The organism is Chromohalobacter canadensis (assembly GCF_034479555.1).
Lineage (GTDB): Bacteria > Pseudomonadota > Gammaproteobacteria > Pseudomonadales > Halomonadaceae > Chromohalobacter > Chromohalobacter canadensis.
Map to the genome: position 1 here is coordinate 2,163,377 of NZ_CP140151.1, position 13,643 is coordinate 2,177,019.

General features: G+C 61.9%; 10 protein-coding genes. All 10 read left to right on the plus strand.

Annotated elements, in window-relative coordinates; translation table 11 throughout:
- Positions 1–2 precede the first annotated feature (2 nt).
- Positions 3–1,208 carry a 1-deoxy-D-xylulose-5-phosphate reductoisomerase gene (gene ispC, locus SR908_RS10370; protein ID WP_246922499.1) on the plus strand — a complete coding sequence of 402 codons (1,206 nt, stop codon included), beginning with the start codon at positions 3–5 and terminating at the stop codon, positions 1,206–1,208.
- 39 nt (positions 1,209–1,247) lie between these two features.
- Positions 1,248–2,603, plus strand: a complete 1,356-nt coding sequence (rseP, locus tag SR908_RS10375) for a sigma E protease regulator RseP (RefSeq protein ID WP_246922497.1) — start codon at positions 1,248–1,250, stop codon at positions 2,601–2,603.
- Positions 2,604–2,799: 196 nt separating this feature from the next.
- Positions 2,800–5,136, plus strand: a complete 2,337-nt coding sequence (gene bamA / locus SR908_RS10380) for an outer membrane protein assembly factor BamA (RefSeq protein WP_246922495.1) — start codon at positions 2,800–2,802, stop codon at positions 5,134–5,136.
- A gap of 84 nt (positions 5,137–5,220) precedes the next feature.
- Positions 5,221–5,724 carry an OmpH family outer membrane protein gene (locus SR908_RS10385; RefSeq protein ID WP_097023459.1) on the plus strand — a complete coding sequence of 168 codons (504 nt, stop codon included), beginning with the start codon at positions 5,221–5,223 and terminating at the stop codon, positions 5,722–5,724.
- 48 nt (positions 5,725–5,772) lie between these two features.
- A complete protein-coding gene (gene lpxD, locus SR908_RS10390; protein ID WP_097023460.1) occupies positions 5,773–6,822 on the plus strand; it encodes a UDP-3-O-(3-hydroxymyristoyl)glucosamine N-acyltransferase in 1,050 nt (349 codons plus the stop codon).
- Between the two features lie 136 nt (positions 6,823–6,958).
- The gene (gene fabZ / locus SR908_RS10395) at positions 6,959–7,402 is read left to right on the plus strand and encodes a 3-hydroxyacyl-ACP dehydratase FabZ (RefSeq protein ID WP_097023461.1); all 444 of its coding nucleotides are present in this window, start codon (positions 6,959–6,961) and stop codon (positions 7,400–7,402) included.
- Entirely contained in the window at positions 7,399–8,166 is a 768-nt protein-coding gene (gene lpxA / locus SR908_RS10400; RefSeq protein WP_097023462.1) for an acyl-ACP--UDP-N-acetylglucosamine O-acyltransferase, read from the plus strand. Before fabZ ends, lpxA begins: the two co-directional genes overlap by 4 nt.
- A 12-nt stretch (positions 8,167–8,178) precedes the next feature.
- Positions 8,179–9,342, plus strand: a complete 1,164-nt coding sequence (lpxB, locus tag SR908_RS10405; protein WP_246922493.1) for a lipid-A-disaccharide synthase — start codon at positions 8,179–8,181, stop codon at positions 9,340–9,342.
- Complete coding sequence (gene rnhB / locus SR908_RS10410) at positions 9,339–9,941, plus strand: ribonuclease HII (RefSeq protein WP_097023464.1); 603 nt, start codon at positions 9,339–9,341, stop codon at positions 9,939–9,941. The genes lpxB and rnhB overlap by 4 nt, the downstream gene beginning before the upstream one ends.
- Positions 9,942–10,021: 80 nt before the next feature.
- Complete coding sequence (gene dnaE / locus SR908_RS10415; protein ID WP_246922491.1) at positions 10,022–13,528, plus strand: DNA polymerase III subunit alpha; 3,507 nt, start codon at positions 10,022–10,024, stop codon at positions 13,526–13,528.
- Positions 13,529–13,643: the final 115 nt, after the last annotated feature.

Genomic DNA, 13,643 nt, shown 5'->3' on the forward strand with positions numbered 1-13,643 from the left:
GCATGGAATATGCCGATTGTGCTCGGATACAAAGTGTGACCGTGCTTGGAGCCACCGGCTCCATCGGCAAGAGCACCCTCGATGTCATTGCCCGTCATCCCCAACGTTATCGGCTGCATGCCTTGACCGCCTACCGTTCGCGCGAAACGCTGCGCGATCAATGTTTGGTTCATCGCCCCGAGGTCGCGGTGCTCGGCGAGGAGCGCGACGCCGCTTGGTTGCGTGACGTCCTCGCCGAGGCCGGTATCGATACCCAGGTGCGCGCCGGCGAGGCGGCACTATCGGAAGTGGCCGGAAGCGCCGACAGCGACGTGGTAATGGCCGCCATCATGGGGGCGGCCGGCTTGATGCCGACGCTGGCTGCAGTGCGTGCCGGCAAGCGCGTCCTGCTCGCCAACAAGGAAGCCCTGGTGATGTCCGGCGCGCTGTTCATGGAGGCCGTGGAACGTCATGGCGCGGTCTTGTTGCCTATCGATTCTGAACATAATGCCATTTATCAGTGTCTACCCACGGAGCACCGTGGTGGGTTGGCACGCCAGGGCGTGACCCAGTTGTTGTTGACCGCTTCCGGAGGGCCATTTCGTGACTGGTCCCAGGCGCAATTGAAGGCGGTAACGCCGGATCAGGCGTGTGCGCATCCCAACTGGTCGATGGGGCGAAAGATCTCGGTGGATAGCGCCACCCTGATGAACAAGGGGCTTGAGCTGATCGAGGCATGCTGGTTGTTCGATGCGCGGCCGGAACAGATTCAGGTCGTGGTGCATCCGCAAAGCGTCGTTCACTCCATGGCCGCTTATAGTGACGGTTCGGTGATTGCGCAGTTGGGCAATCCCGATATGCGTACACCGATCGCCTATGGACTGGCCTGGCCCGAGCGCATCGATGCCGGCGTGGCGCCGTTGGACCTGTTTCAGGTGGCGCGGCTCGATTTCGAGGCGCCCGATGAAGCACGCTTCCCGTGTCTGCGTCTCGCCCGTGAGGCGATGGCGGCGGGCGGTACCGCCCCGGCCACGCTCAATGCCGCCAATGAAGTGGCGGTGGAGGCGTTTCTCGACGCACGGCTAGGGTTCGCGGATATTCCACGTGTCGTGGCGGCGGTCTGCGAGGCTTGCGAGGTACATTCGGCGCATGAGTTAAGCGCGGTGCTGGCTGCGGACGAGGCGGCGCGGCGCGAGGCCGAACGGCAATTGACGGGGTTCACGTCATGATGCGCGGCGTTGGCAAGCCGCAGGAAGGAGGGCGACCCCATGGGCGTGATTGAGAATCTGCTGGCGGTCATCGTGGTGCTGGGGTTGTTGATCACCTTCCACGAGTACGGACATTTCTGGGTTGCGCGGCGTTGTGGCGTCAAGGTGCTGCGTTTCTCGGTAGGATTCGGCAAGCCGCTCTGGTCGCGCGTCGACCGCCATGGCACGGAGTTCGCCGTGGCTGCGATACCGCTGGGTGGCTACGTCAAGATGCTCGACGAGCGTGAGGGGCCGGTGGCGCCGGAGGAGCAAGCGCAGGCATTCAATCGCAAAAGTGTCTGGGCGCGCATTGCCATCGTCTCCGCCGGCCCTGCGGCCAACTTCCTGCTCGCCTTCGTCGCCTATTGGGCGCTGTTCGTCTATGGCACGACCACGGTGGCGCCGGTGATCGGCGACATTGCCGCAGACTCGCCGGCCGCCCGGGGCGGCTTGCAATCCGGGCAGGAGATCGTGGCCGTCGAGGGTGAACGCACGCCTTCCTGGGGGGAGGTCAATCTCAAGTTGGTGGCGGCCATAGGCGCCAATGGTGAGCTCGAGGTCACGACGCGTGAGTCCGAGACGGTCTCGCCGGAGCGTCATCGCGTGCCGGTCAGCGACTGGTTGGTACGCCAGGACCCGCCGCGCCCCTTGGCCACGTTGGGTGTGACGCCGTGGCGCCCCGATTTGCCCGCTGTGCTGGGCGAGGTGCTCGGTGACGGGCGTGCCCAGCAGGCCGGGTTGCAGAGCGGCGACCGCATCGTCAGCGTCGACGGTGTCGCCGTCGAAGATTGGATGGCATTCGTCGAACGTGTGCGTGACAACCCCGGCACGACGCTTGCGCTGCGAGTCGAGCGTGACGGTGAGCGCCGCGACGTGATGTTGACGCCGGCCACGCGCGAGCAGGAAGACGGCACGGCGATAGGTTACATCGGCGTCGGGGTGCAAACCACCGAGTGGCCCGAGCGGTACCGTCGCGAGATTCGCTATGGGCCGCTGGACGCCGTCGGTGAGGCGGTGAGCAAGACCGGTGAGATGAGCTTGCTCACGCTGGATTCGATCCGCAAGATGCTGGTAGGGCTGATCTCGCCCTCCAATCTGTCGGGTCCGGTGACGATTGCACGCATCGCGGGTGATTCCGCGCGTAATGGCGTGGAGAGCTTCATCAGCTTCCTGGCCTATTTATCGATCAGCCTGGGGGTTCTCAACCTCTTGCCGATTCCCGTGCTCGACGGAGGTCACTTGGTTTACTACCTGATCGAAGCGGTGCGGGGGCGTCCGGTGCCCGAGGCTGTGCAAGCCTTTGGGTTGCGCATCGGTGTCGCCTTGGTGGGCTCGTTGATGTTGATGGCGTTGTATTTCGATTTGATGCGTCTATAGAAGCGTCGCTGCGGGACGGCTCGCCAGTGGGCTTTAATGTGGGCCATCAAAGGCATGTCGTAAGCGGTCATTGGCCGCAAGGATGAGCGACCCGGGTGTCACTGCGAGGCGGGGTACGACCTTGCCAGTCACCCAGGGAAATGTATAAGGTGCCTGTTCCATGAGCGGGCGGACTCGAGAAAAGCGAATCGACTGCATGAAGATCAAGACCATCGGATTGGCGGCGCTGCTGCTGACCGCGACTCCCGCGGCACTGGCGGCCCCCTTCGAGATTTCAGATATTCGCGTGGAAGGGCTGCAGCGCGTATCGCCGGCATCGGTGTTCAATGCCTTTCCAGTCAGTGCGCGTGACCAGGTCGATGACCGTGAATTGGCCGAGGCGTCGCAGGAGCTGTTCGATACAGGTCTGTTCGACGACATTGAGCTTTCGCGTGATGGCGATGTATTGATTGTCAATGTGGTCGAGCGTCCTACCATCGCCAGCATCGAGCTCAACGGCAACTCTCAGGTGGCCGATGAGGACCTTCGCAAGGGGATGACCGAGGCCGGGCTTGATGAAGGCCAGGTATTGCAGCGTTCGACGCTCGATGAGGTTCAGCGCGAACTCGAGCGGCTGTACCAATCTCAAGGGCGTTATAGCGCCAATATCGAGACCAGAGTCGAGGAACTCGACAATAACCGAGTCGAAGTCGATATCGACATCAGCGAGGGTGCGGTCGCCAAGATTCATCAGATCAACTTCGTCGGCAACCAAGACTTCGACGATGACACCCTACGTGACTTGTTTGCGTTGGAAGACAAGCCGGGTTGGTTCTTTGGCTGGTTTTCCGACGATGAATATTCTCGCGACAAGCTCTCGGGCGATCTTGAGACGCTACGCTCCTTCTACTTGGATCGCGGCTACGTCAACTTCGACATCAGCTCTTCCCAAGTGTCGATCAGCCCCGACAAGTCCGACATCTTCATCACTATCAATGTTGATGAAGGCAAGCGCTACAAGCTCGATGAAATTCGCTTTGCGGGCGACCTCAAGATCGGCGAAAGCGAAGCGCGTGAGCTGGTGACCGCCGAGCCGGGTGAGTATTACTCGGAAAGCGCGATGACCGAGTCCGCCGAGGCCTTGCGCAAGCGTCTCGGCGCCGAAGGGTTCGCCTTCGCCGAAATCAACAGCGTGCCCGAGGTCGATGCCGACGGCGATACCGTGGATGTGACCTTCCAGGTCGATCCGGGGCGGCGTGCCTATGTGCGACGCATCAATTTCGAGGGCAATACCACGACCCAGGACGAAGTGCTGCGTCGCGAGATGGTCCAGATGGAAGGGGCGCCGGCTTCCACCGATCAGATCAGCCAATCCCGCGAGCGCTTGCAGCGTCTGGGCTTCTTCCGCTCGGTCGACGTCGAAACGCGTCCCGTCTCCGATGAGTCCGACCAGCTCGACGTGACCTACAACGTCGAGGAGCAGCCGTCCGGTTCGGTCTCGGCCAGCCTGGGGTATTCGCAAAGCGCCGGGGTCATCTACGGTGCGTCATTGTCTCAGAGCAACTTCCTGGGCACCGGTAACCGCGTCAACGTCAATGCGCAGAAAGGTGATTATTTCACCAATCTCAACTTCGGCTATACCGATCCCTACTGGACGCTGGACGGCATCTCGCGCGGCTATAATCTTTATTATCGCGAGACCAATTACGAAGACTTCGATGACATCTCGACCTATTCCTCGGATGCCATTGGAGGTAGCGTCAATTTCGGGTATCCGATCAACGACCTGTCGCGCCTCAACTTCGGTGTCGGCGTCGAGGACCTATCGCTCGATACCTATCGCGATACGCCGGCCGAAATCGTCCAGTACACGGAGGACGAGGGTGATGACTTCATGAATTACAAGCTCACCGCCAGCTGGACGCGCAACAACCTCAATCGCGGCATCATGCCTACCGATGGCAGCTATCAGAAGCTGTCGCTGGAGGCCGCGGTGCCGGGAAGCGATACGCAGTACTACAAGACGCGCTATGAAGGCCAGAAGCTGTTTGAATTTCGTCCTGAGTGGTCACTGAAATTCAGCACCAACGTTGGCTATGCGGATACCGTCGGTGGTGATGCCTACCCCTTCTACGAGAATTTCTATTCGGGTGGTCTGGGCTCGGTACGTGGCTTCTCCAGCAATACGCTGGGGCCAAATACCACGCCGCGTAATGACGGGGATGATGACACCCTGGGGGGTAACGTGCTCGTCGAAGGCTCGGCCGAGTTGATCTATCCGTTCCCCTGGGTCGAGGACCGTCGCTCGCTGCAGACCAGCGTCTTCTTCGACGCCGGCAATACCTACCTGACCGATTGCTACGATGTGCCGGCGGGTACCAGTTCTAGCTGCAGCAGTGGCGTGGACATGGGGGACCTGCGCTATAGCGTCGGGCTGGGGCTTTCCTGGTTGACCCCGGTGGGGCCGTTGACCTTTAGTGTCGCCAAGCCGATCAGCGATGAAGAAGACGACGATACTCAGGTCTTCCAATTCTCGCTGGGTCAGACCTTCTAAAGCGGGCTGACGCAGCGTAATGCGCCAGGTGCGGGGGCGTGGCCGCCGCACCGAGTGACCATAACGAATCAAGGAGAGGGTGTGATGCGCAAATTGACGGGTGCCCTATGTCTTGGGGTGATGAGTGTGATGTCCATGCCGGCCATGGCGAACGAGGTTGGTGTTATCGACTGGCGTCAGGCGTTGCTGGATTCGGACGCCGCCCAGCGTTCGATGAACGAGCTCAAGAATCAGATCGGCGACAAGAAGCAACGCGCCGAGTCACTCAGCCAAGAACTGCAGCAGCTGCAACAGAAGCTTCAGCAAGATGGTGCCGTGATGTCCGATTCTGAGCGCAACAGCGCTCAACAGGAATTGCGTGCCAAGGGGTCCGATTTCCAGCAGTTGCGTCAGCAGATTCAGAGCATGCAACAGGAAAAGGAACAGTCCTTCATGCAGTCGGCCAAGCCCAAGCTCGATCGCGCCATCGAGCAGGTCGTCGAACGGCACGACCTGGACCTCGTGGTGGATCGTGATGCGGTGGTATATTCAGAGGATGGCCTCGACGTCACCGAGGAAGTAACTCGCATCTTTAACTCGCTCAACTGAGCCCACCGGGCGCCGTTGGCGCCTCGTGGTTAGCGGTTCCAAGCGCACATGAAGACCCTTACTCCTTGCGCCTTCACGCTCGGTGAACTAGCCGAACGTCTCAAGGCCCGCTTGGTCGGCGATAGCGATCACCGTGTCACCGGCCTGGCTACTTTGCTTGATGCGGGCCCGAACGACATTACGTTCCTGGCCAACAAGACCTATCTCAAGTACTTGCCCGAAACGAAAGCGGCCGGCGTGCTGGTGCACCCCGCGTATGGCGCCGAGGTGCCTTGCGCGCGGCTCGAACTCGAGAATCCCTATCTCGGTTACGCCGAGCTATCGAGGCTTTTCGATCCGCTAGTGGGGCAGTCGCCGGAAGGCGTTCACCCCAGTGCGGTGGTCGCCGAAAGCGCGCGTCTGGGGGCCCGAGTCTCGATTGGTCCTCAGTGCGTGATCGAAGCCGGCGCTGTCATCGGTGATGGCTGCGTGATCGGCGCCGGTAGCATCGTCGGTGCCCACAGCGAAATCGGTGCTGACTCTCGCCTGCATGCCAATGTCACCGTCTACCACGGTGTGAGTGTCGGGCGGCGTGCCATCTTGCACAGCGGTTGTGTGGTAGGCGCGGATGGCTTCGGTTTCGCTCATGATGGCCAAGGCTGGCACAAGATCGCGCAGTTGGGCGGTGTCATCGTGGGCGATGATGTGGAAATCGGTAGCTGCTCTAGCATTGACCGCGGTGCCTTGGGTGACACGTTGATCGGCGATGACGTCAAGATCGACAGCCAGGTGCAGATCGCGCATAACGTGCAGGTCGGCAATCATAGCGCCCTGGCCGGGTGCGTGGGCATCGCGGGATCGACCCGCGTCGGACGCCACTGCATGCTGGGTGGTGGCGTGGGTCTCTCGGGGCACCTGACGATTTGCGATGGCGTTCAGGTCACTGGCATGAGTCTGGTCACCAATTCCATCCACGAGCCCGGGGTTTATTCTTCGGGAACGGGCGCCATGCCCAATGCCTTGTGGCGCAAGAACGCGGTGCGCTTCAAGCAGCTCGACGATCTCGCCAAGCGCCTGGTGCGTCTGGAAAGGGATGCCTCGGACGCCGCTCAAGGCTGATGGTTGCTAGCGAGAGGCTGATGGCTGCTAGCGAGGCGGATCTGTATAATCCCTGCCCATCCAGATAGGCGGAGTACTCCGTCCTCGTGTGCCTGCCCTTCATGGCAGGCACTTCGTTATTTCAGAGGTTGTATCGATGGTAATGGACATCAACGAGATCCGTGAGTATCTACCGCATCGTTATCCGTTCTTGCTGGTGGATCGCGTCATGGAGATCACGGTCGGCGAGTCGATCGTCGCCTACAAGAATGTCAGCATCAACGAGCCATTTTTCAATGGGCATTTCCCGCATCATCCCATCATGCCCGGCGTGTTGATCATCGAGGCCATGGCGCAGGCATGCGGTATCCTAGGTTTCAAGAGCGTCAACAAGATGCCCGCTGACGGTTATGTCTATTATCTTGTAGGAAGCGATAACGTGCGCTTCAAGCGTCCGGTGATGCCGGGCGATCAACTGCGCCTGGAAGCCAACGTCATCAAGGGCAAGCGCGGGATCTGGAAATTCGCCTGTCGTGCTACGGTCGACGGTGAGCTAGCCTGCGAAGCCGAGATCATCTGTGCCGAGAGGAAAGTCGCTTGATTCATCCCACTGCCATCGTCGACTCCAGTGCGCGTGTGCCCGATGACGTCGAAATCGGCCCGTTCTGCGTGATTGGCCCCGACGTGGAAATCGGGGAAGGTACGGTGATCGGTCCGCACGTGGTGCTCAAGGGCCCCACGCGCCTGGGGAAGCGCAATCGGATTTTCCAGTTCGCCTCCGTCGGCGAAGACTGTCAGGACAAGAAGTACGCCGGAGAGCCCACTCGCCTGGAGATGGGCGACGACAACGTCGTGCGCGAAGGCGTTACCCTGCACCGTGGTACAGTGCAGGACAAAGAAGCAACCATCATCGGCTCGCGCAATCTTTTCATGGCTTACGCGCATGTCGGGCACGATTGCGTCATCGGCGATGATTGCATTCTTGCCAACCAGGCGACCTTGGCCGGACATGTCACCATCGGCGATCACGCTATCCTCGGTGGTCTCTCGGCGATCCATCAGTTTTGCCATATCGGTACCCATGCCATGTGCGGTGGCGGGTCGATCATCACCAAGGATGTCCCGGCCTACGTCATCGTCAATGGCAACCCGGCGCAGACGCACGGGCTCAACCTGGTGGGGCTCAAGCGGCGTGGCTTCTCGCGCGAGGCTCTGCGAGTGCTGGGAGAAGCTTACCGCACCGTCTATCGCCAGGGGTTGACCATGGAGCAAGCGCTGGAGCGTCTCGAGAGCGATTTTGAAGGCCCGGAAGTCGCGACGTTCCTGGCGTCGCTGAAGGATTCCCAGCGCGGTATCACGCGCTGAACGAGGCACGCCATGCGTATCTACCTGGTCGCGGGAGAGCTGTCGGGCGATATCCTCGGCGCCGGCTTGATGCAGGCGTTGAAGCGTCGCCATCCTGACGCCGAGTTTCGTGGTATCGGCGGCCCACGCATGCTCGCCGAAGGCTTGCACTCGTTGTACCCGCTGGAGACGCTGTCGGTCATGGGGCTGGTCGAGGTGCTCAAGCACCTGCCGGGGCTGATCAAAGTCCGACGTCATTTGCGGCGTGATGCCCTGGCTTGGGAGCCGGACGCGATGATCGGCATCGATGCGCCCGACTTCAACTTGGGACTCGAGCGCCAATTGCGTGTTGCCGGCATTCCTACCGCGCATTACGTCAGTCCCTCGGTCTGGGCGTGGCGCCAGGGCCGGGTGAAGAGCATTGCCCAGTCGGTCGATGCCATGCTCACTTTCCTGCCCTTCGAGGCGGCTTTTTACGCGCGCCATGACGTGCCGGTGGCCTTCGTCGGGCATCCGCTGGCCGATGAACTGCCGCTTGTCAACGATCGCCAGGCGGCACGCGCGGCGCTGGGGTTGTCGTCCACGAGGCCGGTGCTGGCGTTGTTGCCGGGCTCACGCGGTAACGAAATCCGCTTTTTAGGGCCTACGTTTTTGGATAGCGTCGCCTGGTTGCATGAACGGATTCCCGACCTGCAAGTGATCGTGCCGGCGGCGTCCCCGGCACGTCGCGAAGAACTCGAGGTGCTGCTGGCCGATCATCCGGCCCGCGATATCGTTGTCCTGTGCGATGGCGAGTCACGTCAGGCGATGACCGCCGCCGATGCGGTGCTGCTCGCGTCCGGGACTGCTGCGCTCGAAGCCATGCTCTGTCATCGTCCCATGGTGGTAGCCTACAAGATGGCGCCGGCCACGCACTGGCTAGCCAAGCGCATGGTCAAGACTGACTGGATCTCGCTGCCCAACCTGATCGCCCAGGAGACGCTGGTGCCTGAGCTGGTACAGGACGCCGCCAGTCATGAGGCGATCGGTGGGGCGCTGCTCGAATGGCTCGGTGACGACGCCAAGCGCCAGGCGATGGAGGCGCGTTTTGCCGACTTGCATGCCACGCTCCAGCGTGGCGCCAGCGAGCGCGCTGCCGAGGCCATCGATGGCCTGATCACGCACGGTCGTTTGCCGCCACAGGAGGAGAGCGCATGACGGAGCTACCGCCGTTGGTGATCGATTATCAGGGCACGTGTCTGGCGGGCGTCGATGAAGTGGGGCGCGGCCCGTTGGTGGGTAGCGTGGTAGCGGCTGCGGTGATTCTCGATCCGGCGCGCCCCATCGAGGGGCTGGCCGACTCCAAGACCCTCAGCGCAAAACGCCGTCTCGTATTGGCCGAGGCCATTCGGCAACACGCGACGGCTTTCGCAATAGGCGAAGCGTCGCCCGCAGAGATCGACGCTCACAACATCTACCACGCGACGCATCTGGCCATGCGGCGTGCCATCGACGCCCTGCCGGTGGCCGCGGAATATCTGCTGGTGGACGGCAATCGGATGCCGGGGCATCATGTGCCGGGGCAGTGCGCGGTCAAGGGTGACCAGCGCCATGTGGCCATCGGCGCCGCCTCGATTCTGGCCAAGGTGACGCGTGATGCTCAGATGCTCGCGCTGCACGAGTGCTATCCTGAGTATGGGTTTGCGCGCCACAAGGGCTATCCTACCCGTGAGCATCTCGAGGCGCTCGAGCGCTTGGGGCCGCTCGATGAACATCGCCGCTCGTTTGCGCCGGTCAAGAAGTTGCTGCCGGTGTAGCGCCACATCACGCCGTTACCCAATTCATTCAGGAAGGTGCCGCCCGAGTGGCATCGTCCGTTTCGTCTCAAGAGCTCGTCATGACTACGCCGTTCGTTCATCTGCGCGTTCACAGTGAATACTCCCTGGTCGATGGCCTGGTGCGCTTGAAGCCGCTGATCGAAGCGACGACCGAGGGCGGCATGCCCGCCGTTGCCGTGACCGACGATTCCAATCTGTTCGGTCTGGTCAAAGCCTATAAAGGCGCCCAAGGCGCGGGTCTCAAGCCCATCATCGGCGCCGACCTGTGGATGGAGAATCCCCACGACGAGGGACACCCCTATCGCTTGACGCTCCTGGCGATGGACAACGAAGGTTATCGCCATCTCACCGAGCTGATCTCTCAAGGTTGGAGCGAGGGGCAGCAGCGCGGTCAGGGCATCCTCAAGAAGGAATGGATCTTCGCCCGAAGCGCGGGGCTGATCGCCTTGTCCGGTGCTCGCGAGGGGGAGATCGGGCGTCATCTCCTGACCGAACACGGCCAGGCGGCGCGGGAAATGTGCGAGGCCTGGAACGCCGCCTTCCCCGGACGGTTTTATCTGGAGCTCCAGCGCACCGGGCGCGAACACGATGAGGAATGCTTGCATCTGTCGGTGGCACTGGCGGCCGAAACCCAGACGCCGGTGGTGGCGACCAATGACGTCCGATTCCTGACCCGCGAGGGGTTCTGGGCCCACGAAACGCGGGTGGCGATCGGTGAGGGCAAGGCACTCGACGACCCGCGGCGCGAACGCCGTTACAGCGAAGAGCAGTACCTGAAGAGCCCGCAGGAAATGGCCGAACTGTTCTCGGACCTGCCCGAGGCGCTGGAGAACAGCGTGATGATCGCCGCGCGCTGCAATGTCGACGTACCGCTGGGAGAAATCTTCCTGCCCGAGTACCCGGTACCGGACGGCATGAGCATGGACGGCTTCTTCCGCAAAATTTCCCATGACGGCCTCACCGAGCGACTCGACAAGCTGTTCTCCGGCGAGAACCCGATCTATCCCGGGCGCAATCTCAGTGAGCACGAGGAGGCCTATCGCGAGCGGCTCGATTTCGAGCTCAACATCATCCTCGAGATGGGCTTCCCCGGATACTTCCTGATCGTCATGGACTTCATCCAGTGGGCCAAGGACAACGATATCCCAGTCGGCCCGGGAAGGGGGTCGGGGGCCGGCTCGCTGGTTGCCTACGCACTCAAGATCACCGACCTGGATCCGCTCGAATATGATCTGCTGTTCGAGCGCTTCCTCAACCCGGAACGCGTATCGATGCCCGACTTCGACGTCGACTTCTGCATGGAGAAGCGCGACCGGGTCATCGAGTACGTGGCGAGTCGCTACGGCCGCGATGCCGTCTCGCAGATCGTGACCTTCGGCACCATGGCCGCCAAGGCCGTGGTGCGTGATGTGGCCCGGGCCCAGGGCAAGCCGTACTCGATGGGTGACAAGCTCTCCAAGCTGATCCCCTTCGAGGTCGGCATGACCCTGGCCAAGGCCATCGAGCAGGAGCCAGCGCTCAAGGAGTATCTGGACAACGACGAGGAATCCCAGGAAATCTGGGACATGGCCCTCAAGCTCGAGGGCATCACGCGCGGCACCGGCAAGCACGCCGGTGGGGTGGTGATTGCGCCTACCAAACTGACCGATTTCTCGCCGCTGCTGTGCGATGAGGACGGCAGCGGCCTGGTGGTGCAGTACGACAAGAACGACATCGAGGAAGCCGGGCTGGTCAAGTTCGACTTCCTGGGGCTGCGCACGCTGACCATCATCGACTGGGCGTTGGAGATGGTTGATACGGTGCGCGCCCGCGAAGGCCAAGGGCCGCTGGACATCGCCTCGATCCCGCTCGATGACGTGCCGACCTTCGATATGCTCAAGAAGGCCGAGACCACGGCGGTCTTCCAGCTCGAATCGCGCGGCATGAAGGAGCTGATCAAGCGCCTGCAGCCCGACTCGCTGGAAGACATGATCGCCTTGGTGGCACTGTTCCGTCCGGGGCCGCTGCAATCCGGGATGGTCGACGACTTCATCAACCGCAAGCATGGCCGCGCCGAGGTTGCCTATCCGCACCCGGATTATCAGCATGAGCTGCTCAAGCCGGTGCTCGGTCCCACCTATGGCATCATTCTCTATCAAGAGCAGGTGATGCAGATCGCCCAGGTGATCGCGGGTTACAGCCTGGGGCAGGCCGACATGCTGCGCCGCGCCATGGGCAAGAAGAAGCCCGAGGAAATGGCCAAGCAGCGCGCCGGTTTCATGGAGGGCTGCGCCGCCAACGGCGTCGACAAGGACCTGGCCGGTAACCTCTTCGATCTGGTGGAAAAATTCGCCGGTTACGGGTTCAACAAGTCGCACTCGGCGGCCTACGGTCTGGTCTCGTACCAGACGGCGTGGCTCAAGGCGCATTATCCTGCCCCCTTCATGGCGGCGGTGCTATCCACCGAGATGGACAACCTCGACAAGGTCGTGCCACTGATCGAGGAATGCCGTAAGCAGGGGCTGACGGTCACGCCGCCGGACGTCAACATCGGCAGTTACAAGTTCACCGTCGATGAGCAAAACCGTGTCGTCTATGGCTTGGGCGCGATTCGCGGCGTCGGTGAAGGGCCCATCGGTGCGATCGTCGAGGCGCGCGAGGCCGACGGCGCCTTCAGCGATCTGTTTGACTTCTGCCGCCGTGTCGACGCCAAGCGTCTCAACAAGCGTACGCTGGAGGCTTTGATCCGCTCCGGCGCGCTGGACAACCTGGGGCCGACCCGGGCGGTGTTGATGGCGTCGCTGGACGCCGCACTCAAGGCGGCGTCGCAGAGCAATGCCAATGCCAGCGCAGGGATGATCGACATGTTCGGCGATGCGTTCGTCGAACCGGAAAGCGGCGATGTCTACGCCGATTATCATCATGCCCGCGAGTGGACCGACAAGGAGCGTCTGGCCGGCGAGAAGGACACCTTGGGCCTCTATCTGACCGGCCATCCCATCGACGAGTACGAAAGCGAACTCAAGCGCTTCGTGTCGACGCGCATCGTCGACCTGAAACCTCAGCGCGGCGAGTCGCAGCGTGTCGCGGGGCTGGTGGTGGCCATGCGTACCATGAAATCCAAGCGCGGCGACACCATGGCTTTTATCACCCTGGACGACCGTACCGGGCGTATCGAGGCCTCGTTGTTCGGCGAGATGTACGAACAGATGCGTGGCAAGCTCGGTGCCGATGACGTCCTGATCATCGAAGGCGAAGTGAGCACCGACGATTATTCGGGTGGCCTGCGCCTGCGTGGCAAGGAAGTGACGCCAATGGTCGATGCGCGCACGCGCTATGGCGAGGCCGTGGAGCTCGCGGTGGACGGCGCGCGTCTCAATGGACGTTTCGCGCGCACTTTACAAGATAGCCTGACCCAGTGGCGTGATCCCCAGGGGTTGCCGGTGCGCGTGCGTTACCGCAATCCCCAGGCCAGTGGCGTGCTGGAACTGGGCGATCCCTGGCGGGTGTCGCCTAGCGACGACCTACTCATCGCCCTGCGCGAGGTGGAGGGTCAGGAAGCGGTTACGTTGCGTTATCGTGGGTGATGCCGTCATCGCTGGCGATGGTGCTGGCGCGCGGTGTCTTGCGTGATGCGTTCAGGGTGCGATAATGCCGGTTTACGGCCGGTTGGCGCCATGCCCTGTCCGTCACAGCGTCGCC

Bases quoted from the DNA above. Each gene is read 5' to 3' on its own strand.
- SR908_RS10385 (WP_097023459.1), top strand. From the start codon at position 5,221: ATGCGCAAATTGACGGGTGCCCTATGTCTTGGGGTGATGAGTGTGATG.
- fabZ (WP_097023461.1), top strand. From the start codon at position 6,959: ATGGTAATGGACATCAACGAGATCCGTGAGTATCTACCGCATCGTTAT.
- rseP (WP_246922497.1), top strand. From the start codon at position 1,248: ATGGGCGTGATTGAGAATCTGCTGGCGGTCATCGTGGTGCTGGGGTTG.
- dnaE (WP_246922491.1), top strand. From the start codon at position 10,022: ATGACTACGCCGTTCGTTCATCTGCGCGTTCACAGTGAATACTCCCTG.
- lpxB (WP_246922493.1), top strand. From the start codon at position 8,179: ATGCGTATCTACCTGGTCGCGGGAGAGCTGTCGGGCGATATCCTCGGC.
- bamA (WP_246922495.1), top strand. From the start codon at position 2,800: ATGAAGATCAAGACCATCGGATTGGCGGCGCTGCTGCTGACCGCGACT.
- lpxD (WP_097023460.1), top strand. From the start codon at position 5,773: ATGAAGACCCTTACTCCTTGCGCCTTCACGCTCGGTGAACTAGCCGAA.
- ispC (WP_246922499.1), top strand. From the start codon at position 3: ATGGAATATGCCGATTGTGCTCGGATACAAAGTGTGACCGTGCTTGGA.
- rnhB (WP_097023464.1), top strand. From the start codon at position 9,339: ATGACGGAGCTACCGCCGTTGGTGATCGATTATCAGGGCACGTGTCTG.